The sequence below is a fragment of the Candidatus Paceibacterota bacterium genome, from assembly GCA_041661265.1.
In the GTDB taxonomy this organism is placed as follows: Bacteria; Patescibacteriota; Minisyncoccia; order JAHIHE01; family JAGLIN01; genus JBAZUT01.
In genome coordinates this window covers 18,150-40,198 of the sequence record JBAZUT010000015.1, presented here as the reverse complement: position 1 = coordinate 40,198, position 22,049 = coordinate 18,150, and the positions used below count along the sequence as shown (strand labels likewise).

Annotated in this window: 29 protein-coding genes; 8 read left to right on the top strand and 21 right to left on the bottom strand. The window is 39.7% G+C overall.

What is annotated here, in order from left to right:
- Positions 1-232: 232 nt before the first annotated feature.
- The 5 genes from WC788_08525 to WC788_08505 all read right to left on the bottom strand — a co-directional run bounded on the left by WC788_08525 (position 233) and on the right by WC788_08505 (position 3,501).
- Positions 233-961: a hypothetical protein gene (locus WC788_08525; protein ID MFA6097639.1), complete on the bottom strand. Its 729-nt coding sequence runs from the start codon at positions 959-961 to the stop codon at positions 233-235.
- Between the two features lie 113 nt (positions 962-1,074).
- Entirely contained in the window at positions 1,075-1,689 is a 615-nt protein-coding gene (locus tag WC788_08520) for a hypothetical protein (protein ID MFA6097638.1), read from the bottom strand.
- 13 nt (positions 1,690-1,702) lie between these two features.
- Positions 1,703-2,158 (bottom strand): DUF3761 domain-containing protein, encoded by a 456-nt coding sequence (locus WC788_08515; GenBank protein ID MFA6097637.1) that lies wholly within the window; start codon positions 2,156-2,158, stop codon positions 1,703-1,705.
- A 178-nt stretch (positions 2,159-2,336) separates the two neighbouring features.
- A complete protein-coding gene (locus tag WC788_08510; GenBank protein ID MFA6097636.1) occupies positions 2,337-3,182 on the bottom strand; it encodes an SDR family oxidoreductase in 846 nt (281 codons plus the stop codon).
- A 4-nt stretch (positions 3,183-3,186) separates the two neighbouring features.
- Positions 3,187-3,501 carry a CPBP family intramembrane glutamic endopeptidase gene (locus tag WC788_08505; GenBank protein MFA6097635.1) on the bottom strand — a complete coding sequence of 105 codons (315 nt, stop codon included), beginning with the start codon at positions 3,499-3,501 and terminating at the stop codon, positions 3,187-3,189.
- A gap of 79 nt (positions 3,502-3,580) precedes the next feature.
- On the opposite strand from WC788_08505, the gene WC788_08500 reads away from it, so the two are divergent.
- Positions 3,581-3,874, top strand: a complete 294-nt coding sequence (locus tag WC788_08500) for a hypothetical protein (GenBank protein ID MFA6097634.1) — start codon at positions 3,581-3,583, stop codon at positions 3,872-3,874.
- Positions 3,875-3,922: 48 nt separating this feature from the next.
- Here the strand turns inward: WC788_08500 and WC788_08495 are convergent, their stop codons facing one another.
- The 9 genes from WC788_08495 to murB all read right to left on the bottom strand — a co-directional run bounded on the left by WC788_08495 (position 3,923) and on the right by murB (position 10,240).
- On the bottom strand, positions 3,923-4,957 hold the full coding sequence (locus tag WC788_08495) for an NAD-dependent epimerase/dehydratase family protein (GenBank protein ID MFA6097633.1): 1,035 nt from the start codon (positions 4,955-4,957) through the stop codon (positions 3,923-3,925).
- A 9-nt stretch (positions 4,958-4,966) separates the two neighbouring features.
- Positions 4,967-5,614 carry a CPBP family intramembrane glutamic endopeptidase gene (locus WC788_08490; protein MFA6097632.1) on the bottom strand — a complete coding sequence of 216 codons (648 nt, stop codon included), beginning with the start codon at positions 5,612-5,614 and terminating at the stop codon, positions 4,967-4,969.
- A 14-nt stretch (positions 5,615-5,628) separates the two neighbouring features.
- The gene (locus WC788_08485) at positions 5,629-6,078 is read right to left on the bottom strand and encodes a MarR family transcriptional regulator (GenBank protein MFA6097631.1); all 450 of its coding nucleotides are present in this window, start codon (positions 6,076-6,078) and stop codon (positions 5,629-5,631) included.
- A 630-nt stretch (positions 6,079-6,708) separates the two neighbouring features.
- Positions 6,709-7,290, bottom strand: coding sequence for a hypothetical protein (locus tag WC788_08480; protein ID MFA6097630.1), 582 nt, complete (start codon positions 7,288-7,290; stop codon positions 6,709-6,711).
- A 269-nt stretch (positions 7,291-7,559) separates the two neighbouring features.
- A complete protein-coding gene (locus WC788_08475) occupies positions 7,560-7,829 on the bottom strand; it encodes a hypothetical protein (GenBank protein MFA6097629.1) in 270 nt (89 codons plus the stop codon).
- A gap of 18 nt (positions 7,830-7,847) precedes the next feature.
- The gene (locus tag WC788_08470) at positions 7,848-8,111 is read right to left on the bottom strand and encodes a hypothetical protein (protein ID MFA6097628.1); all 264 of its coding nucleotides are present in this window, start codon (positions 8,109-8,111) and stop codon (positions 7,848-7,850) included.
- A 42-nt stretch (positions 8,112-8,153) separates the two neighbouring features.
- Positions 8,154-8,402 (bottom strand): hypothetical protein, encoded by a 249-nt coding sequence (locus WC788_08465; protein ID MFA6097627.1) that lies wholly within the window; start codon positions 8,400-8,402, stop codon positions 8,154-8,156.
- A gap of 188 nt (positions 8,403-8,590) precedes the next feature.
- Positions 8,591-9,046 carry a hypothetical protein gene (locus WC788_08460; GenBank protein MFA6097626.1) on the bottom strand — a complete coding sequence of 152 codons (456 nt, stop codon included), beginning with the start codon at positions 9,044-9,046 and terminating at the stop codon, positions 8,591-8,593.
- 228 nt (positions 9,047-9,274) lie between these two features.
- Entirely contained in the window at positions 9,275-10,240 is a 966-nt protein-coding gene (gene murB / locus WC788_08455; GenBank protein MFA6097625.1) for a UDP-N-acetylmuramate dehydrogenase, read from the bottom strand.
- Between the two features lie 33 nt (positions 10,241-10,273).
- On the opposite strand from murB, the gene WC788_08450 reads away from it, so the two are divergent.
- Together WC788_08450 and WC788_08445 are read left to right on the top strand one after the other, a co-directional pair.
- Complete coding sequence (locus tag WC788_08450) at positions 10,274-10,522, top strand: hypothetical protein (protein MFA6097624.1); 249 nt, start codon at positions 10,274-10,276, stop codon at positions 10,520-10,522.
- Positions 10,523-10,644: 122 nt separating this feature from the next.
- Positions 10,645-11,055 (top strand): hypothetical protein, encoded by a 411-nt coding sequence (locus WC788_08445; protein MFA6097623.1) that lies wholly within the window; start codon positions 10,645-10,647, stop codon positions 11,053-11,055.
- Between the two features lie 71 nt (positions 11,056-11,126).
- On the opposite strand, the gene WC788_08440 is transcribed toward WC788_08445, so the two are convergent.
- From WC788_08440 to WC788_08415, 6 genes are all read right to left on the bottom strand, one after another.
- Positions 11,127-12,086, bottom strand: coding sequence for a hypothetical protein (locus WC788_08440; protein ID MFA6097622.1), 960 nt, complete (start codon positions 12,084-12,086; stop codon positions 11,127-11,129).
- A gap of 167 nt (positions 12,087-12,253) precedes the next feature.
- Positions 12,254-13,696: a UDP-N-acetylmuramate--L-alanine ligase gene (gene murC, locus WC788_08435; protein MFA6097621.1), complete on the bottom strand. Its 1,443-nt coding sequence runs from the start codon at positions 13,694-13,696 to the stop codon at positions 12,254-12,256.
- Positions 13,697-13,716: 20 nt separating this feature from the next.
- Entirely contained in the window at positions 13,717-14,817 is a 1,101-nt protein-coding gene (locus tag WC788_08430) for a UDP-N-acetylglucosamine--N-acetylmuramyl-(pentapeptide) pyrophosphoryl-undecaprenol N-acetylglucosamine transferase (protein MFA6097620.1), read from the bottom strand.
- A 45-nt stretch (positions 14,818-14,862) separates the two neighbouring features.
- Positions 14,863-15,981: a putative lipid II flippase FtsW gene (gene ftsW, locus WC788_08425; GenBank protein ID MFA6097619.1), complete on the bottom strand. Its 1,119-nt coding sequence runs from the start codon at positions 15,979-15,981 to the stop codon at positions 14,863-14,865.
- 8 nt (positions 15,982-15,989) lie between these two features.
- Complete coding sequence (locus tag WC788_08420; GenBank protein MFA6097618.1) at positions 15,990-17,369, bottom strand: hypothetical protein; 1,380 nt, start codon at positions 17,367-17,369, stop codon at positions 15,990-15,992.
- Positions 17,370-17,464: 95 nt separating this feature from the next.
- Entirely contained in the window at positions 17,465-18,559 is a 1,095-nt protein-coding gene (locus WC788_08415; GenBank protein ID MFA6097617.1) for a pyridoxal-phosphate dependent enzyme, read from the bottom strand.
- A 100-nt stretch (positions 18,560-18,659) separates the two neighbouring features.
- On the opposite strand from WC788_08415, the gene WC788_08410 reads away from it, so the two are divergent.
- From WC788_08410 to WC788_08400, 3 genes are all read left to right on the top strand, one after another.
- The gene (locus WC788_08410) at positions 18,660-18,953 is read left to right on the top strand and encodes a hypothetical protein (GenBank protein MFA6097616.1); all 294 of its coding nucleotides are present in this window, start codon (positions 18,660-18,662) and stop codon (positions 18,951-18,953) included.
- A gap of 81 nt (positions 18,954-19,034) precedes the next feature.
- Entirely contained in the window at positions 19,035-19,424 is a 390-nt protein-coding gene (locus WC788_08405; protein ID MFA6097615.1) for a hypothetical protein, read from the top strand.
- A 67-nt stretch (positions 19,425-19,491) separates the two neighbouring features.
- A complete protein-coding gene (locus tag WC788_08400) occupies positions 19,492-19,644 on the top strand; it encodes a lysine biosynthesis protein LysW (protein MFA6097614.1) in 153 nt (50 codons plus the stop codon).
- A 47-nt stretch (positions 19,645-19,691) separates the two neighbouring features.
- On the opposite strand, the gene murD is transcribed toward WC788_08400, so the two are convergent.
- Positions 19,692-21,155, bottom strand: a complete 1,464-nt coding sequence (murD, locus tag WC788_08395; GenBank protein MFA6097613.1) for a UDP-N-acetylmuramoyl-L-alanine--D-glutamate ligase — start codon at positions 21,153-21,155, stop codon at positions 19,692-19,694.
- Positions 21,156-21,239: 84 nt separating this feature from the next.
- Between murD and WC788_08390 the strand changes: the two genes are divergently transcribed.
- Positions 21,240-21,431: a hypothetical protein gene (locus WC788_08390; protein MFA6097612.1), complete on the top strand. Its 192-nt coding sequence runs from the start codon at positions 21,240-21,242 to the stop codon at positions 21,429-21,431.
- 245 nt (positions 21,432-21,676) lie between these two features.
- A complete protein-coding gene (locus WC788_08385; protein MFA6097611.1) occupies positions 21,677-21,961 on the top strand; it encodes a hypothetical protein in 285 nt (94 codons plus the stop codon).
- Positions 21,962-22,049: the final 88 nt, after the last annotated feature.

Below are 22,049 nucleotides of genomic sequence, written 5' to 3'. Positions count from 1 at the left end.
TTGTAATAATGTTCAATCTGAATAAAAACAATGAATGCTATGATGCTTCTAAATTATCATTTATAACTGTATAGCTCATTATTCCCAACTATTATCCTTGACGTTTCCTTTTAACGGGTATTGCGAGTCCGCCTGCCGGCAGGGAGCAGCAGCGACGAAGCAATCTAGTATCACAAAGATTGCTATTCTAAATTTTAGCTTAGACTAGAAAATTGATAGAAGAAAATAATAATCATAAAAGAACCAAAAAAAACTGAACCATAAAACCAAGGCCCAATAATCCCAATCCTAGTAACCCTAAATTTTTATCCTTAATGAATCCTCTTTTGGTATAATAATATTTTTCCTCACCATTTGAATCTTCTCGATGATCATCAATTATTTCATCATCGTCTATGTCCTTTTTCACCTGTAGAAGGGGTATAGCCAAAACAATTGTGCCCGCAACATTAAGACATATACCAACCACTTCTAGAAAAAATAAAGGATCTATATTTGAAATTTTCGAAACTTGTTGAAATGCAAAATTAAAATGATTATTTACGAGTGACAAAACGAACAATATGGCACTAATAACTAAGCACATATACAACGCCTCTGGCCAATAATCTACTTTAAACTCTTTTTTCTCTAATGACTGACTCCGATCTTCGTCTGGAAGTTTTTCTATTTTCTGAGCGATGCCATCTATGTCTCTCCTTAATAAATATAGATATCTGCCGAGACTGATAAATGCGATAACAACGAACAATACTAGCGCCAGATAAGCCAATATCTGATTTTTAATATATTCGCTTTTCAGCGTAATAGTAAGACCAATTACCGCGAAGCTAATAGAACTAATCGTAATTAATGATTGATATCTCAGAAGTATAAGCTGTTGTAAAGCGTCAATTTTGAACTGCAAAGAAAACTTTTTAGCTTCCATCATATTGTCTGAATTTTTATTAGAATCGTTCATGATTTATATTAATTATATACCGTATTTCTTATAGTTCATAACCGTAAGATATGACAGAAAAGCTTTACCTTTTGTTGTTATCGTTATAACTCCTTCATTTATATTATATTCAATCAGCTGGTGATCAACCAAAACTTTATATATTGAGAAAATGTCCAATCCTTAAGGAGAGAGGCGGAAGCTTGCTGAGCTCTTGAATAATGATCCAAAACATAGGCAAACTCAACTTTGCCAAAGGCATTTACTTTCAAGAGGAGATCAATCTGGCTTGCAAAAATTAAATTATAGATTCTTTCAAAGTCTAACTCTATTTGTGCTCTAGTCAGCTTGTCAACAAGTTCTTGTTCATTATCCTTTAAAGCACTTATTTCTTTTTCTTTTGCATCTATTACCATCTTAAAATCCTTCCCCTCATCCCGGGGAAATGTTTTTGCTATTTCCTGTTGTGGATTCACTCCATGCGTTTTTCCTTTTCCAATAAACGGAGCCTCCCATTCTTCAATCCTTCCGATAAGATCTGCGATATTTGATTTAAATAAATAGACAATTAGCAAGATGACCAGTGGCCAAATTAACACCTTTAAGTACTCCAATATGTCCTGAGATAATTCGTGTGAATTATTTTTAATAACATATAAGGCTCCAGAATAAATAAGTATTATGAAACATAGGGCGATGACAAATCTTACATTTTTTTTAATAACAATGCTATTTTTTCTTTCATACACTTAGTTTATTTAATTATAGCCATTCCACTACTCCCCCATGATGTGAGCAGGTTCCGCGGCGACTCTGGCTGAAACTATATGTTCCATCGCGACATATGGCCGAAGCGCCTGCGGGAATCGTATTTGGTTCAGTTGAGTACGCGGGAGAATGGACCGTGTTTCCATCGACATTCGTATAATAGTTATCATTCGATAGTTTGTTTTCGGGCTTGGTTTGGACTTGTGACTGTACTTGAGGCTGAGATTCAACTTGAGTTTCACTCGCGGGCTGGCTTATCTTCTCGGGAATTACTTGGGTTGAAGCTTGGCTTGGACTATCAGGCTTTAACTGATTCTGATCATTAGAAAAAGCCTGATCTTTGACGGAATAATCCGAACTCTGAGGAACATTGCTTCCGCTTGAGATTATCGCCAAAAACAAAACCAGGCCTAAAAAATACTTAGTTTTTGAAAAAAAGTCATTTATCACCTATTTATGTAAGCCCTCCGAATTTAAACAAAACACCCCATACTTGCGGGCGTGCCCGATTTCAATATACTCTCAAAAAACGTGTATGTAAAGGGAAAAATCAAAATACTATCATTCTGAACTTGCCTGTCCGCCTTTGGAGGATTTCAGAATCCACAGTCCATTCCGTATACTTAATTTAATTTTTAGCCAAAAAAATCTTTGCAACTATTTTTTCAAAAACACGGTTAGGTAAAATCCTTTTCAAGGCGATCAAGCTAGACGATCCTTTTCCAACCAAATATCCTCTTTTAGGATTTTCCGAGCTGATTGCTTCATATACAGCCTTAGCAACAAGGATCGGATCATCCACATTCTGTGTTATTTTGTCTATATTTTTTTCAAAGCATTTCATGGCATCATAATATGCCGAAGAAGGTATTTGAGATCTTTGGGCGGCTTTTACGGATTTTTTAAAATTAGTCCGCATATTTCCCGGCTCAATTGCCGTCGCCTTGATCCCAAACGGCGCGAGTTCAACGCGCAAAGACTCGGTTAAGGCCTCCACTGCGAATTTGGAGGCGTTATAAATACTCAAAACAGGCATAGAGATCAATCCGCCGATCGAACTTATATTTACGATCATACCGCTTTTTTGCTTTCGCATTGAGGGCAATACCGCCTGAATAACTCTTATCAGTCCGAAAAAATTTGTTTCAAACTGATCTTTTATTTCTTCCATCGAAAAATCTTCCAAAAAACCGCCGCTTCCATATCCGGCATTATTTACCAGAATATCGATCGCTCCCTCTTTGTCAACCACCTTTTTCACGGCGTTTTTAACTGACACATCATCAATTACATCAAGCTGTAAAACCTCGATTAAAACTCCGGTTTTTTCCGCTTCCTTAAGAAGCTCGTTTTTTTTATCAAGATCGCGCATTGAGGCGTAAACTTTATAACCTTTTCCGGCTAAATAAGTTGCCGTTACAAGCCCCATTCCGCTGGAACACCCCGTGATCAAAACTACTTTTTGTTTTTCCATAATTTTATTTAATGACTAAATAATAAAACACTAATATTGTAATTATATACTGCAAAAAATGAAATAAAGCCGGAGCGATAATATTATTATATTTTTGCATCAACCAAGCGGATACGATGCTTACAATTACCCCCATAAAAAATCCGCTAAACCCGGCATTAAGAAAATGATATATACCGAACATCAATGCCGAGATTGCCGCCGCTCGTTTCCAGTCCATGAATCGCTTAAGCCTTGTAAAGACAAAACCTCGATAAAACAGTTCGTTGGAAATAGCAGCAAAAAAAGTCATAAAAAGCATTATTGGAAAAAGTTTCAAAAAAGATCCCTCAATGTTTCCAAAATATCCCTGCTTTAACAGCTCTGCAACCGGAAGCGCGCTGGCCGCGATATATTTTATGCTGGATGGAAAATATATGATGAGTATGTTGCGTACGATCGAATATATAAGCGATGCCGCGAACATTCCTGCCATTGCTTTTTTTAAATTTTCTTTTGTCACACCGATTCCTGCGAAATCATTGTTTTTTGAAGCATATACTAAAGGGAACAAAAGCCAAGCAATTATTATCCCCAAAGCCTTAGCCGGACTTTCCATAACACCGGAAAGCAGAGGCACTGTTATTATCCATGCAACCAACCCCAAAGCAAGCCAACATTTTGAATTTTTATTCGCGATACCGAACATATAAATTAAACTATTAAAGAATAATATTAATTTTTATTTATAACCGATTATCTTATAAATACCCATTTGCTTTATACCACTCGACTGTTTGCTTCATCCCCGCTTCAAGGCTGACTTTTGACTCATAACCCAGTTCTTTTCTTGCCTTGGAAGTATCTATATACAAATTAGAAATAAATCCGGTAACCATTTCTCGGCTCATGACTGGAATACCGCCAAAAAGCTTTGCACCCAATTCAGAGACCAAAGCGAAAATTCGCGCAATAGAAACAGGAACATGCCCATTTGGCTCTTCCACATGTAAAACATTTGCCGCGGTGCGAACCATCTCAACCATTCTTATAGATTGTTTATCGCCGATAATATATATTTCTCCGGCCCTCCCTTTTTCATGCGAAAGCTCAAGACCGCGCACTGCATCATCAATATAGAACAAATGAATAAAGTTCTTCCCCTCGCCTACATATCTCCATTTTCCATGTTTGACCGCTGAAAAAATCATCAATATTGGAGTAACTCCTCCGATACGATCTGGCTCTCCCTTTATCAGAGGGATTCCATAAACTCCCGGAAATCTCACCACAACCAAATGAATCCGATCTTTATACGAGAGCGCCACTTTTTCCGCTTCTGTTTTCGCGTATGAATAAGCCATGTTGGCAGGATTAAGCGGATAAGTTTCATCCGCCGGCCCATTTTTTATATCTCCCATAACCGCGCAAGTGCTGACATGAATAAATTTTTTGATATTTCCATTAGATACGCAAGCCTCAAGAATATTCTTCGTTCCTTCAATATTAATTCTGCATTGAATCTCCTTCGACATCCCAACCCTTCCTCCTCCGCCCAGATGAAACACATAGTCTATGCCCTTAACGGCATTTTCAAGCGATTCTTTATCATTCAAGTCTCCATAAAAAAGTTCAGTTTCCAAATTATTAAGAAAGTCCAGTGCGTCTTTTGAACTCGAATACTTTACTAGACATCTGATTTTGAATCCTTTTTCCGCCAAATCTTTTACTAAATGACTGCCGATAAATCCAGTCGCTCCCGTAATAAGAATTCTATTTTGCGATTTTAAATCCATAATTATTTTTTATTTTAAGAATAAAACCGTATAAAAAGTTATAAAAAAATGAATATAATGAAACAAAAACGGCGCGGCGATATTTTTATAACGATACATTAATGCCCCGGCTACAGTAAATAAAACCAGCGAGTGATAAAAACCCGTGACGCCGACATCAAAATGCCCCAAGCCATTTACAAATGCAACGATCAAAGCCGCAATCGGCCAATAAAGATACTTACTGATCCGCATAAATAAAAATCCCCGATAAAATATTTCCCAGCAGGCCACTGCAATAAAAGACATTATAATAAAAGCGGACATAAACTGGAATTTGGAAACCGAGATATTGACCAAAGGAAATTTTTCTGCCGCATAACCATCCATAATCGTGGTCAACCCGGATTCGAAAACAATATTTAGATTCGGAACATATACAAGGATTAACCCCCGCATCAAACCGTACAAAACTCCCGCTGCTATGCCAGCCATAATAGCGCTTTTAAGATTTTTTTGCATCAAGCCTATTCCGGAAAAATCCTTGTTTTTATAAGCATAAAGCAAAGCGAAACCAAGCCAAATTATCCACGATAGCGGCTGGATCCCCGCGTTGTTTAAGATGGCTGTGATGCCAGCAACTAAAAAACCCGACAAAATCCATATTGAGATTTTCATATTGAAATTAATTATTATTTATCTTGCCTCATTGCTTTGGCAATTTTCTCCAAAACTTTGATAAAAACTTTTTGCTCGTTTTCTGAAAGCAATTCAAGCATTTTCCCGAAATAAATCTTCTTTTGTTTTTTATATTCTAAAACGATATTTTTACCCGCTTCGGTAAGCGCCAATTCCACGATCCGGCGATCCTCGGAATTGCTATTCCTGACAACTAATTTTTTTTCAACCAAAAAATCGGCGATTTTAGTCGCCATACTAAAGCTTATATCGAGCTCATCGGCCGTCTCGCTCATAATAACGCCTTCCTTATTGGAAATAAGTTCCAAAGCCAAAATCTCCGGCTTGCTTAAGCTTATGCCATCAGTAAAACTTTCCATTGAAGCGAAAACTTTACTGATCTTATCAAACGCCTCTATCAAATCGTCTGTATTCTTTAAAAGATTTTTTCGATTTTGTACCATTTTGATTAATTATTTTACTTAGTAAATTATTTCTTTATTGAATAATATCATTTATAAAATATGTGTCAAGCGGATAACCGAACGATGTGATCAAATAATTAAATTCAAACAGTTCTATGCGGCGAAAGATTATCCTGAAAAACTGAGGCGCATAAAATATTATGATAAAAAAAAAACCGATCACTATTATACTTACCTGACTAATAATTTTGACTTGGATGCAAGGATAGTCGCAGATTTACACAAACATCGCTGGCAAACTGAATTGTTTTTTAAATGGATTAAGCGGCACTTACACATCAGTATTTTTTGGGGACACTAATCCAGCGCCGTTAAAATTCAAATCTGCGTCGCCATCTACACTTTTCTGGTTATCGCTGTCTTTAGAAGGAACTGAAAATCGAACGTGATTTATGTGAGATTCTACAAATTTTGTCAATCTCTTAGTTTGAAAATACCGCTATAAATACGCTAGTTTCTGAGTCTGGTGATTTTTACATGATCATGCTCAAAAACAGGCTTGTTTATTTTATTTTTAACGCAAGAGTAGTGACTTTTATCCTATACTAAAACATTAAAACAAGGTCATAATAAAAAAAGAGGATTGTTTCCTCAGATTTATTCCGCTTTTCAATCCGCTATAATTTCAATCAGTTCAATTATATCGATACTTTCAAGGTCTTTTATCTTTCGGGATTTATTAGGCCCCCGGAGGTCCTGCAGCAATGAAATACTTGCATGTATGTGCCTTATAAGTTCTTTCGTTTCGGCATTTTCCGCGACCTCAATGTATTGAGTCATAAGTTCAGAATACACCTCTGCCCTGATCTTGATTATATCTTTTTTCGCCCGATCTCCTTCGGAAATATATTTTCGACTGCAACAGATCGCCAGTCCTGAATAGGAAACTAGGGATATTTTGTTCTCAATCCTCTCTTTCCCATAGGCCGTTCTCCTCTTCAAAGCTTTCAGAAAATATTTTTCGGCTCCTTCCGGATCGCCCTTGCCAAGACATATGAATCCCAGAATAACCTGCATCTTTCTTCTGTAGATGTGAGTTGAGACGCTTTCTTTCGCCATCTCAGTCATCAGCATCTTTTCCGCATCCGCTTTGTTCCCCTTTCGAATCAAGGATATTATGTTTTTGATCACAGACTCGCTCTGTTTTTCTTTCTCCAAAACGGATCTTGCTCTATAGTTTTTTTCCGCCATAATCAGCCATCCCTCCTTTTCATTCATAAAAACACGGTTTATTCATGTTCACTGTCATCCTTATATTTTTCTAAGTACGACTCCGCATTATACGTTAATGATCAATTTTGTCAACCTGACACAGGTTTGCATGCGCAAAAAAGACGCGACTGAATTTTGAGCCCAGACCGGTAAATTATGATAACGAATAAAAAAATAAGCTGAATTTTTTGGTTCAGCTTTGATGGTTGATTTTGTTTCATTTATTTTGGATCTCGCTTAGTCCTCTTTTACTTTTCACTTCTGTGGCGTATATAAAAAACCACAAATATTACAGCAGTGCAGTATAGGGCAAACGGCCACAAACCTAACCAGCCATAATCAGAAGTATATGGAAGTGATAATATTGCTACCACAAAACCCATGAACGCAATCACAAGGATTATTATCAACCTCAAAATGGCTGAAAATAATTCTTTAAAAAAATTTAGCGAATATCCCAAGAAGTCTGTAATTTCTCTAAATATGCCTTTCAGTATTTTTGTTATAAAGTTTCCCATTTTTTCACATCCCTTTTCTCATATATCTCCTATAAATTTGGCCATTACTGCGAAGAACATCGCTAGCAGTCGCAATAGAAGTCCCCACAGAAAAACATAAATGATAAGCAAGGGAATAAAAAACAAAAAGCCGATCTTTTCTACAACAAGGAGCAAGGCTATGATGCCCAACATACTTATCTGCAGGAATGCACTTACTGCAACTATTGCCAAGAAAATGGCTATAATAATTTTAAAGCCTTTCCATAGTCCTTTCAGTATTTTTGTTATAAAGTTTCCCATTTTTTCACATCCTTTTTTGTTTTTTGTCGCAATTATTCGACCTCAATTGGCGCGAAGCTTTCCAAAAATACCTGTTATCAATAATAGCACTAGATATGACCCTACAAAATATAGCACAAGCACTATGCCGGCCAGAAAACCGTAGTTCATCGCCAGAGCTATCGAGATAAGAACTGCTGCGACTATGCCATATATAAATCCGATCGCCCAAAGAAACAGGCACAAAAGGTACAAGATGAATAAGATCCCGTTCCACCCGCCTTTTACTTTTTCTACTATTATGTTTCCCATTTTTTCACATCCTTTTTTGTATTTTATTTTCAAAGAGCCTTTATATTTACAAAGAAATACTCTCCGCTGTTTAAGAATAGTGATTTAAAGCAAAGATGTCAAATTCGCATAAGCAATAAAAAAGAGAAGGGTAGTTACTTCTCTGCTTAGGTTTCGACCCGCTTCCGCTCAGGCTACGGAGAGGCAAATTAGAACTGACGATCGCGTTTTTGCCTTTTATTTTGGCCGGGATATTGCATGGAATATCCGAGAAATCGCGCGAGCATGTATCCTTTTTCAGTGATGACATATCGTCTTTCTGCTTTTCCGCGAGACATGCCCGTCTCTTCGATGTAACCTGTTCTCTCAAGGACATTTATCGATTCCAACAGTTTCTCGGCGCTTACCTCCATTTTCAATTCGGAATTTTCCAATGTTTCTTTTATTTCTCTAGGCGAATAGTCATGCAGGTGGCCAGCTGGCGTAAAATCCTCTTCCTTTATCCCTCCCAGCTTCGGCTCCGGAAATTCAAACGGGAAGATCTCTTCAAAAACAAAATTCTCATTTCCGTGGAAAATGAAGAGTACCAGCGCGCTTATTTCGTTTTCCAGCATACCTGCCAGATTCTTGCTTTCTTTTTTTAGTATGTTTATTTTACTTTTCACTTTTTATACCTCCGACTATATTTTGATTGTCATCGAAACGAAGGAGATTGTCAAATACAAGATGAGCATGTAGCATTCAGTATCACGTAAGTATGATTCAAAACAAATCCCCTCTCGAGAGGGGCCAGGGGTGTGTGAAATTGCAAAAGATAATCAGAAACTCAACATACCTCTAAATCACTGCCGGCAGGCAGGTTCTCTTCGAAGAAAACTTTATTGTAGGAAAAATCAGAACCCGACATATTCGATCTCTTCATGAAGCTGGACGCCGAAATTGTCCCTGACTTTCTGCTTGATGAGACTAATGAGAATGACAACGTCTTCCGCTTTGCCATTCGAGGTGTTTATCAGGAAATTCCCGTGCTTTTCAGAGATCTCGACTCCGCCGATATTCTTTCCGGAAAGCTTGAGCGTATTAATGAACCACCAGACAGGAATACAGCGCCCCTTTGAAATATTCTTCAGCTCAGGATATTCCTCAAAGGCTTTTGCCATATATTTTTCATCCATTACGGGATTCTTGAAAATACATCCCGCATTCGGAAAAGAGAGGGGCTGTTTTTTCGCCCTATCGCCTATGTGTTCCAGAATGAGCTTCTTGCTTTCTTCAGCATTCCCCTTTTCCAGTTTGAATTTCGCTTTCAGAATGATATATTTTTTGTTCTGTTTGAAAATGCTATTTCTGTATTCATAAACGCAATCTTCTTTTTTCATTTTCTTCTCAATCCATGATCCTGATCTTTCATTTCTTTCGAGAACATTCAGCTCAATGATATTTTCTGACATTGAAGATCTGTATGCGCCGGAATTATTGCAGATCGCTCCTCCGACCGTTCCGGGAATTCCCGCAGCCCATTCCAAACCTTTTAAATTATTTTTTATAGCTTCGGTGATCAAACTGGTAAGAAAAGTTCCCGCATTCGCTTCGATAATTTCATCTCCGAGATATTTTGCGCCGGAAATGCCATATTTGATCACGAGGCCGTCAAAGCCCTTATCCGCAACCAGAAGATTACTCCCTCCGCCCAGGATGAAATGCTTAATTTTGTTCTTATCGGCAAATTCCAAAGCTTCCCGCAGTTCCTCACTGGTTTTGGCAATGCAAAAGAACTTGGCCTCGCCGCCGATCCTGAAAGAGGTGTATTTTGAAAGAGATACGTTTTTTTGGATATTTAAAGATTTGACACTTTGCATATAATAAATTAGCTTAGTAACGGAGGCTAAAATTTGAAAATAAAAGTAACAAACTTGATATTGTTTTCCATGGGAATAATGATAGCAGGTTTAGCTGTTCTTGTCCATGGAGAGATCAATGGCATCGGGAATGAGCGAATGATCAGAGAATCAATAATAACTGTTGCATATATGATAGCTCTGGCCGCTTCCGGATATCTCTATCTGAGAATAAAAAAAGCCGATATCGTGTTTGAAATAAACAGAAATTCCATTTCCTCGCTGAAATACCAAGAAATCTAAGGATCATTTATTGATCCTTTTTTCTTATTCCATAATATCGCATCTTTCCCCTGTTGCTCCGAATGGCCATTTGACTTTAATTATATATTTTATTAGGATATATTCATAAATGGAGGCTTTATATGGAAGAAAGCGAAAACGAGATCAGAAAGAAACTTGAGAAAAGCAGGAAAAAGATCCTCGAAAACTCACGAAAAATAAACGAGGAACTGGACAGGTTGAGACTGGAAGAAGTCAAAAAGGTCGCAAAGGAGATTGCGGATATTCTTCCGGGAGAAATTTCAAAAAAAACTTTCGACCAGATCGTGGCAATATTATCCAAATATCAGAGAAAGAACGATGCTGCCGTTCAGAAGCTTCTTGAAATGGAAAGCCAGAGAAGGGTCACCGAGCTTCAGAATACAGATGTAAACGATCCAGATTGGTGGGCCAAAGCATCTGCGGCAAAATTGCTCGGAATAACAATTCCGGGAATGGAAATGGAAGATGTCATAAAAAGAAACAAAGATAAGACCGAAAAACAAGATCGATAATAGGGCTAATCCCTATTTTTTTTATTCATATAATTAAATGTAGGTTTTTCTCGTGTCCGGCTTTTTGCTTATTATTCTGATTGCCTGATACTTTCTATTTTTTTATTGATCACCTCATAGGCCGGCTTCTTGCTGAAATCATTGTTCAATATTCCTCTTTTATCCGTTTGTCCCGGAATGTCCCGAAAATAGAAGACAACGAAACCTTCAAAATTGTTTTCTATCGCCAGGTCAATGGCCGTTTCAAAATATTTCTTCTGATAGTCATCATCTTTTACGTTGAATATGTTGGTTTCTCCTATTCGCAACCGTCCATGCCATTTATATCGCTCGGCAAGCCGCGTTACAGTGCTCATCTCGTCGTTCAATTCTTCCGGAGAATAAGGATCGATGCCGATTATGTCTATATTTTTATCATTATCTTTCATGATCGCCCCGACATAATCCACACTTGAATTTTTGTCTTCCGACCTTACTACTTCATTCAAAACAACTTTTGTACTTGGGGAAATATTTTTAATCTTTGCCGCCAGCTCTTTTGTATAAATAACCCACTCATCCACGGTTCTGACCGAATTTACCTGATTTCCGATATTTCTTCTTGCTTCGGGAATGATCATGATATAATCAGGTTTATAGCGGTTCATGATAGTGTCAACCTCGCCAGTATACATTTTCCTGAAATCATCCCACGATGCCTTGCCTCCTCCGCCATTGGGATATGTCCAAAACATATCCAGCCATGACGCCATCCACGTTTCCATTCCAAAAACGCCGAAATAAACTCTAAGGCCCTTTGAACGCCCATAAGTCACAATATTATCAAGTTTTTTCATTTCTTCGGCATAACCGAGGGTCTCACTACGGACATCTATCCGGAAAAAATCTATGCCCATTTCCACCATAGCATCGATCTCTCTTTTTGACGCCTCTTCATCAATAGATCCATACCAATGGCCCGGATATCTATAAGAAGCAGAATCCACCGTGGCCCCAAAGACCATTACAGTTTTTGCTTTAGAATTTGGCAAGGCACTCAAATCTTGCACGTCACTATCAGAGCCGAGATTCACAATTGTTGGAGTCAAAGCAGTGATTGGCAATGGCTGTTGACCTCTTTTAGCAAAAAAAATACCAGCAATAACTGCCAGAATCAATATCGATAAAATAGCTAGAATTATTTTGTTCATATAGCCATTTACTTTTTTATCAGATCATCCGCGATCTTATATATGTCCCCAGCTCCCATGACCAGGAGAATATCATCCGGTCTGATTTTTTCATCAATAAGCTTCCGAGTTTCAGAAAGGTCTTTCGCATAAAATACCCTATCCTCGAGATCCTTATTCTGATCTCTTATATCATTCGCCAAATTAAGCGAACTGACATTCTGATCTCCTTTTTCTTCCCTGCCGGCCACATCGAATATTTCTGAAAGAATGACCAAGTCGGCGGAGTTGAAGCTGTTCAAAAAATCATTATAGAGCCTTTTTGTTCTGTTGTGCTGATGGGGCTGAAAAACAGCAAAGATCCTGCGTCCCGGATAGAATTCCCTTGCTGCCTTTATAGTCGAATTCACCGCTGTCGGATGATGGGCATAGTCGGAAATAACCAATGCGCCCTTGCCTTGCCAAAGCTCTTCGGGAGCGGAGGCGGGATGATAGTTTCCCTTGATCTCAAACCTTCTCCAGATCCCGGAGTAATCCGACAGAGACCTTTTTATTATATCGACTGGAATATTAAGTTCCAGTCCGAGAGTAGCCGCGGCCAAAGCATTATAGACATTAAAAGACCCGGGGATCTTCAAAACGAATTCTCCGAGATCCTTCCCCCTGAAACTCACTTTGAACTCCGTCTTCCCTTCTCCGGGCACAATATCATACCCCATTACATCATTGCTTTTATCCAATCCGAAATTCAATATCTTTATATTTCTATTCCTTATTTTTGATATTTGATATTTGATCTTTGATATTTCAATATCGTCCCCATTCGCGATCAAAACCCCGTCTTCCGGCAAATGTCCGACGAACACCTCAAAAGCGCTCCTGAAATCATCTATATCCTTATAATAATCCGTGTGATCGAGCTCGATGTTGTTCAGAATTATCATTTCAGGATAATAATTCAGAAACGCTCTTTCATATTCACACGCTTCGATGATCATATGCTTTCCACTGCCAACACGGAGATTGCTGTCAAATCTCGGAACAATGCTTCCGACAAGGACCGTAGGATCGATCCCGGCGTCATCAAGAAGGAGTCCGGCCATTGCAGTCGTGGTCGACTTCCCGTGAGTTCCGCATACCGCGATCCCGAATTTTTTGTTGAAAACCATCCCCAACGACTCAGGATAACTTATCGCCTCTATGTTCATCGCACGCGCTTTTTTCAGCTCGGGATTATCCTTTGCCGCCGCCATCGTATATATAACAAGGTCGACATCCGAAGCGATATTCTGTTCAGACTGCCCTATCGATATTTTTATCCCCATCTTTTCAAGCTTTTCCGTCATCAAAGACCGGGCAAGATCCGATCCGCTGACGTCTTTCCCCTTTTTTTTCATCAGCTTTGCGATCGCAGAAAGCCCGATCCCGCCTATTCCAATGAAATGTATTTTTTTTACCTTATCCAAATCCATCACTTTGTCGATAAATGAAATTATTTTGAAATATCCATCAGCTCTTGCACGATCTTTTCTGCAGCAGCGGGATGCGCCATTTTCCTTGCAGCCCTTTCCATTTCCAGAGCCTTCAGAGAGCTGGTGAAAACCTCTGCGATTATGCTCAGAAGCAGATTCGGTTTGAGGTTCTTTTCACTCACAAGTATCGCTGCTCCGGTTTCGGAATAGAAAAACGCATTTTTGGTCTGTTCGTCGCTGACTGCCGTAGAAAGCGGGATCAGGATGCAAGGTTTTCCGACCGTCATGATCTCGGAAACCGTATTTGCTCCGGCACGGCTTATAACAAGATCGCATGCTGCATAGGCATTCGCCGCCCGATTCCTGAAAAACGGAAAAAGATGATAATCATTCAGATTATGAATATTCATTTTTTCCACAAGCGCCCTTATTTTGTCATAGTTATCGATGCCGCACTGATGTATGATCTGATATTTTTCAAGAAGTTGCGGCAGAACTTCGATCACAAGATCATTTATGAGTTTTGCGCCAAGGGTTCCGGCAAGGATCAGGATGGTCGGCTTTCCTTCGCTCAGCACAAATTCTTTCCGTGCCGCCTCCCTGTTTCCTCCCGAAATGACACTGAGGACGGGATTGCCCGTAAAAACGACCTTCTTGGGAGATTTATATACCTCGCTGGTACGCTCGAATGAAATAGCGATCCTTTTTGCGAACCTTGCCAGAAATTTATCGACCGGCTGAGGATCATAATCCGATTCATGTATCATTATCGGGATCCTCAGGATCCAGGCAGCCATCGCGACCGGGATCGAAACATAGCCGCCCTTCGTGAATATCACATCGGGCATATAGTTGAAAAGATACCACAATGCCTGAAAAAAACCGACCGGCATCATCAAGGACCCAAGAGGATTGGGCTTTGTGGAAATCGGAGCCAATATGACCTTGTATGGCACCTTGGCTTCCTCGAAAATGTCTCCCAACACGTCGCTTTTGACGCTTATAAGCATAAACTCCGCATCTTCCGAATTTTTTTCGGCTTCCTCCCTCAATTTCTCAATGACTGCGATTATCGGATAGAGATGGCCTTTCGTCGGCTCACCTGCAAATAACACTCTCATAGATTTTAATTAATTTATTTATAAAAAGGTTCGTATCGATCCGTTTCAAAACACCCTTCTCGTGTTATGTTTTGCGGAATGTTTCGAAATATTAAGCAGAATTCCCATTCCCATAAGAGAAACAACGAGAGAAGACCCTCCATAGCTTATGAACGGGAGAGGGATCCCTGTTAGGGGAGCAAGCGAAGTTATGGCGGCAATGTTGATAAATGCCTGAAATGCGATCCATGAAGTAATGCCAAATGCGGTGAATTTTCCGAAATTATCAGGAGCATTTCTGGCGATCTCAAAACCTCTTTTTGCATAAACAACGAACAAGGCTATCACTATCATAAGTCCGAAAAGTCCCAGCTCCTCCCCGATCACCGCGAAGATCGAATCCCCCATCGGTTCGGGAAGATAATTGAATTTTTGCCTGCTATGTCCATAACCCAGACCGAAAAAACCGCCGGACCCCAAAGCAAGCAAAGCCTGATTTATCTGATAGCCGATCCCTTTCGGGTCCAACTCCGGATGCAGGAAAACCATGAGCCTGTCAACGCGGTAGGGCGCCAGTTTTATCAAAGAAAAAATTGCCAAGACCGCGCCGGCAAAAAGCAACGGCAGATGCCTGATATTGGCTCCGGCGACGATGAACATTGCAAGGGCGACAGCGCCGATCACCATCATTGTTCCGATGTCCGGCTGCAAAATAAGCGGCAGTGCCACAAGGGCCACTATGAGGACGAATGGCAAGAATCCTTTCTCGAAGTTTTTCAGATCTTTTTCCTTCATGGCAAGCCAGTTCGCAAAATATATGATAAACGCGAGCTTGGCCAGTTCGGACGGCTGAAAACTGAAATCTCCCACAACGATCCACCTGCTTGCCCCTTTTGTTTCAAGCCCGAATCCCGGCAAAAAAACCATCACGAGAAGAAATATAGCCGCAAAAAAGAACAGATGCGCATATTTTTTATAATTTTTATAATCCACATCCTTCAATATGAACATAAGCAAAACCCCCGGAGCCATTCCATATAGAAATTGATGCGTCAGATAATAATAATTATATCCGAAATTATTATAGCTTATCACAACACTAACACTTGAGATCACGATAAGACCAAAAACAAGCAAAAACAATATGTCGATTATCAGAATTTTATCCGCGCTATTTTTTTTCATAGAAGCTGTTAGGCTGTTTCTTTTAGTTTTATCCGGTCCTGCACGAGGCCGATGATATCCGAAAACCCTTCATCAAATCCCTTTTCCTTCATTATACCATAGCTTGTTTGGATATTGGCATACTCCATATCCGGATTGATCAGACTCCCTTGCGATGCGCATTGGATAAGGATTTCGTCCCGGCCAAGCCTTGCTCCGATAAAATAACCCTTTCCGGAGAATACCAGCTTCCTTTTTTCCAATTTATATATTCCCGATGACACAGCTTTATCCAAAATAAGAGGTCTTTTTCCCGTATTCCTCAGGATCAGCTGAGACGCACTGAAGTTATCTTCTTTTCGCCAAACCGTATAGGACTGTTCAGGCCGGGAACCCGCTGAGTTCTTTCCATATATGAACTCGCCAAGATGCATGGCAAGGAACGGGAACTCCCCGCTCTCGATCTGAAGTTTCGTATATACCGGTATTGAACCGACAAGCCTCGGATTTATCTCGATAAGGTTAACCTCGCCGTTCTCCGGCACAATGAAATCAAGCCCGAATATTCCCCTATATCCTTCCCGACTCATATATTTTCCGATCTTTTTTGTATAATCGAATATTTTCTTTCTTGCCTCCGGCCCAAGCGTGACGGAATATGCATAGTCATTTCCCGAAGTGCCCATATTATTTCCATTAAAATCAGTAAAACCCGTTATCTGGTATATGGGCTTTCCAACAAAGACATCCCCCTTGGCGACGCATCCGTTTATGGTGAAAGTCTCCCCCGCAAGATACTTTGCGATCTTCACGCTTCGTCCGCCCAATTTTTCCGCCAATCGGTCGAAATCCTCCCTGCTACCCAGAAGGAATGTGGAATTTCCGGAAAATCCCCTCGGAAGCTGTATGACGCATTTTGCACCTCCTTCAAAATAATCTTTTACTACTTCAAAGTCTCCCAGCTTAACAACCCGGCTTCCGGCATTGGGTATGTTCAGCTTGCCCGATATGTCCACAAAATTGATCTTATTTTCAAATTTCCTGTTCAGCCGCCAATCATTTCCAGCGTGATTGAATTTATTCAACTCGCATATTTTTTCGATCTTCGGACTCGGTTTAAACGTAACTACATTTGGAACCTCTCCTTTGGACTGCGCTTTTATATAATTCAAAACTTTTTCATTTTCCAGCAGTTTTCCGGTATTTTTGATCATATCGTCATTAAGGCAAAGGACCGGAACACCGTCCTCCCTGAGATATTCGATGATATCGAGATAGTGCGAACATATGATGTGATAGTTCTTTATACCCTTCTCAAGTCCGACCGCCCTGTTCGGATTCGGCGTAACAAAAAACACGGGACCGAAGTCAAGCCTATTACTGATTTTCTTTCCTTTAGTTATTTTCATTATTTTATATCGCAATATAATAAATTTATCGGGAATGTAAAATTTAAACATCAAAAATAAAAATGACAGATAAAAATTAAAAATGTTTCTAATTTTTATATTTTTGCACTTCCATTTTCCATTTTGATATTTACATTTTTATTTACTACTTCATCCACTTCCTCAAAACTCTCCGCTGTATAAACACTGCTTTCATCGATGTCAGCAGCATTTCCCCGCGCTTTCCCGGACAACACGCAAACCGCTTTCTTGAATTTTTCCGCTTTCGACCATCGGAGCAGCGCTGCAAAACTTGCACAACCTTCCGGAGATGTATGAATTTTGCAGGATCCCAGAGTTTTGCAGGCGTTTTCCATTTCGGATCCGGCAACATAAAAACTTCCGCCACCGCTTTTTTTTATTAAATCGATTATTTCTTCCTTCCGCCTTGTTTCCTTCACCCCCAGTTTTCCGGCAATTTTATCATCTTCCGGTCCAGTATTGTCTATTTTATCAAATTCTCGTGCAATGGAGAATATTCCTCCGCTTTGCACTGCAAATAGTTTAGGCAGCTTCTTTATTTCTCCTGATTTCAGAAGATATTCATATGCACTTCCAATTCCGACAAAAGAGCTTCCGCTTGTTACAAACGTAAAGATAGCTTCCACTTCCCCCAGGTGTTCATATATCTCAAATGCGATCGACTTGAAGCCTTCGATGGAACTGTCATCCCTCGACGGGCGAAGATTTCGGATCTTTTTTTTGGCGGACAGATAATTCGCCAACCGCATGGCCCTATTCGATCTGATAATTATCGGATCATATTTTTGCATTGACGCTATCTTTTCGCTGTCGGTTTCGGAAGACATGAAAATATACAATTTAATTCCGGCTTTCCGGCAATATGCCGCTGCGGCTATTCCTGCATTTCCGGAAGTTGAGATAACCAGCTCCCGCAGCCCATCCCGCTTTGCAAGTGAGATCTGGTATGCAAGACTTCTGCCTTTCAATGATTCAGTTTCGTTCATATCTTCTCTCTTGAAAAATACGCGCCCGCCCGCCATATCGTTGATCGATCCGTTCTCAAGCTCTTCGGTGCTTCCGTCGGCCAGCGCAAGCCTGTTCTTGGGCCTGATAAGTTCACGGTAAAAATTGGCATATCTCCAGATGCCTTTTCCTTCCATTGATAATTTTGAACTAAAATCGGACATAACGATAATAAATGATCACTGTGCAATGAATTAAAGAAACTGCACGTATCTTAGCTTGACAAAACACCATTATTATGATACTCTTTCTTCGGAGGCAATTATGTATAAAGATCCCGATTTACTGATGAAAATATTAGCATTCTTCTTTGTAGCAATGGGGGCAATCGCTCTTATTCTGTCTTTCAGGATGAGAAAAAGAATGAAAGACAAGCCTGACAGAAACTTTATGTTATTGTATGTCGGAATTCCATTGTCGGCAATATCATTTCATAACGCGATGATATTGATCCAATTGTTCGACACGAGCGTAACTATCGGAGTTGTCTTGATAATATCATATTATGCCTTGTTACAAATCCCCGAAAGTACAAAAATAACCGCATTCGCGCCATAAAAGCTCTATGAGCTTTTTTTCTTGACTTCCGGGAAGGTTTTCCGCTATACTTTGCTCATAAATCAAAGGAGGTTTCGATTGATGGAAGTTAACGAAAGAATTAAGCATATATTCGGCGGAATCCTGATATTAATGATGATAATGTATTTTCTCCTGAAATGGAACAGAACTACGCTGGCAATGAAAATAGCCTTGCCGCTGATGATCATTAATGTGGCGCTTATCGCATTCCACAGGATACAGGACCGGGAAGAAAGTGAGCGACAAAGAAAAGAGGAGAAAGTGATAAATATATCCTATCTCATCGCACTGGCGATTCTGGCACTTGCAACATATGACTTTTCCACTATATGGCATAAGCTGGAAACACTTGAAAAAATAGGGATCATCCTGATAGATATATCGGTAATAATGATGATCGTTACAACGAAGTCCATAGTAGACAAAAGAAAATTATCAAAAGGTACTTAGTACCTTATTTTTTTGACTTTAAACTCCATTCTAATATAATAATACTATAATAAACTATCGTAAATTTATGCCAAATTGCCAAGAGTGCAGTATGCCGCTGGATACCGACAAAAAAACTCCGGAAGTGGGAGAGATCATCACGTGTGAAAACTGCGGAGCCGAATACGAAGTGATATCCTCGGATCCGATCGAGCTGGAACTGATAGAAGAAGAAAAGTAAAGAAGTATATGGTATATAGTATGAAATATTTTGCTAAATACCAAATACTAAATACTTGATACTAATCTAATCCATTCTTTCAGATCTTTTCCGGAATTTTCAACGAACTTGGAATAAAAATGCGCCGATGCCGGAGATATCAGGACAACACTGCCATCTTTCATGGCAGTTTTTTGGTAATATTTTTTCAATTGATCGATCGCGCCATTCATGTCTATAACTTTTGCAAACTCTATATTGTTTCCATCCAGCAGCGCTTCGATCTTGTTCGACGCATCCCCGGGAAACAGAATAAGAAATTTTGCCTTTTTGCATATTTTTTCCGATAGCGCGTCATAATTCATCCCTTTATCATCTCCCCCCGCAAGAAGAATGATATCGCCTTCGAAAGAATCCAGCCCCGAGATCGTCGCTTCCGGAGTCGTAGCCTGCGTGTCATCATAATACCTCACTCCCTTTATGTTGTATAGAAGCTTAAGCCTGTGTTTTATTCCCGAATATTTTGAAATACCTTCCCTGATAATTTCCGGATCAACGCCATATAAGTAAGCGGCGGAAGCTGCTGCCAGAACGTTCTCGACATTATGCATGCCCGGGATCCTGATATCAGATAAACTCAATAGCTGTGTTTCCTTGCCATTTATCTTCGCCAGGATCCGACCATCAGACACAAAACATCCGCTTTCCAGCTTTTTTTTCCTGCTGAACAAAAAAACCTTAGACTTTACGGACTTTATAAACTTTTGACTATAAACATCATCATAGTTCAAAACCGCAAAATCGCCTTTTTTTTGAAAACGGATCAAATTTTTCTTGGCCTCAATGTAGTTTTCCAGACTTCCATGATCGTCTATGTGATTCGGGGTTATGTTGGTTATGACCCCTATGTACGGACTTATGCCGGAATTCAGCATCAATTGCGTGCTGCTCGTTTCCAGGATCAAAACGTCTTCTTTTTCCATCTTCGCCAATTTATCCAGAACCTGTATATTCTGCCTATCATTTCCGGCAAAATAGACTTCTGGGTTCTCATTCCCCCTGCCCCAGACTTCAAAAATACTGTTTATCAGTCTTGAAGTTGTAGTTTTCCCGTTCGTCCCCGTAACTGAAATTATTTTACACGGCGCAAGTTCGAAATATAAATTAGTGATAGTTTTGAACATGATCCCTTTATCATAAAGATCCTTAAGCTTCGGAAGATTTTGCGGATACTTGAACCACACCTGGGAAACAAAAACAATATCAGCATTTTCCGCTCCCGCAAGATAATCTTCTTTGAAGTTTATCTTTATAGGCAGATTCAAAAGGTGATCCAGGGCATTTTCCCTCTCCTTGGATTTCAGGCTGAGATGTGTATTTCTAAAGGCTTTTCCAAAATCATCCTTTGGAGAAAAGTCGTGTCCCGTGACCGAAGTGATCCCGTGCATCACCAAAAACTCGGCAATAGCACTTCCCTCCGCTCCGCCGATCCCGATAATATGAATGTTCTTGTTTTTGTATTGATCCAGCATTTTTTGACTTTAGAGTATCTACGTTTTATAATAATTTTACGATCATTGACAAATTCAGATCGTAAACAAAAATCGGAGGTAAATATGAATAGAGACATGCTCTCATTTGCGGTCATTATTTCAATATTTCTTTTGGTCTTTGCTTGGAAATTTTTCCAAATTGCAATTTCCGAACATGAAAAGACAAAAGAATGGCCGGCGATGGTGCTCACGGCAGGTGTTATCCTTATACTGCTTTCGATCGTATCGATCTGGTCAGCAGTTCAAATGAATTGAGGCATCCGGAAACTAACATTTTCCGGATTTTTTATTCCGCGATACTCCCCGATCCCACAATCCATGACTATCCCAAGCCTCATTCATATTCTGCCTTAGGACCCCGTTTTTGTCCAATAGGATGATATCGATCATACTTGCGGCCGCTTGCAGACAACCACGAGGATCGGATGTCATTGACAATAAGTCATTTGGATGATATTCTGTTCTGTCGGTAAACTTACCGGTAAACAGGAGGAAGATAAATGGGAATGAGCATTTATTTTTATGCAGTGAAGATCGAAGAACTGGAAAAAGCTCCGAAAGGCGTGCAGAATTTTGTCAAAGACTTCTTCGTCGAAAGGGAAATATTCGGCATCCGTTGCATGGTAGCGATCGGAACCGATTACGACAAGTCTCAGCTATACGGCGCCAACGCCGAAGATGAAATATATTGCGAAGGATTGGATCAGCAAACCATAGACGATGCTGGGGTGTATACCTGGTTCGACAAACACCCTGAAACAGTTTTCAAATATCATTTCATATGACCAAAGCGAACATATACACCCGTAACCTGTAAAATCAGGTTCTTTTATTATAGTGCCAGAATAAAAAAGCTTTTGTTTCAGAAATATT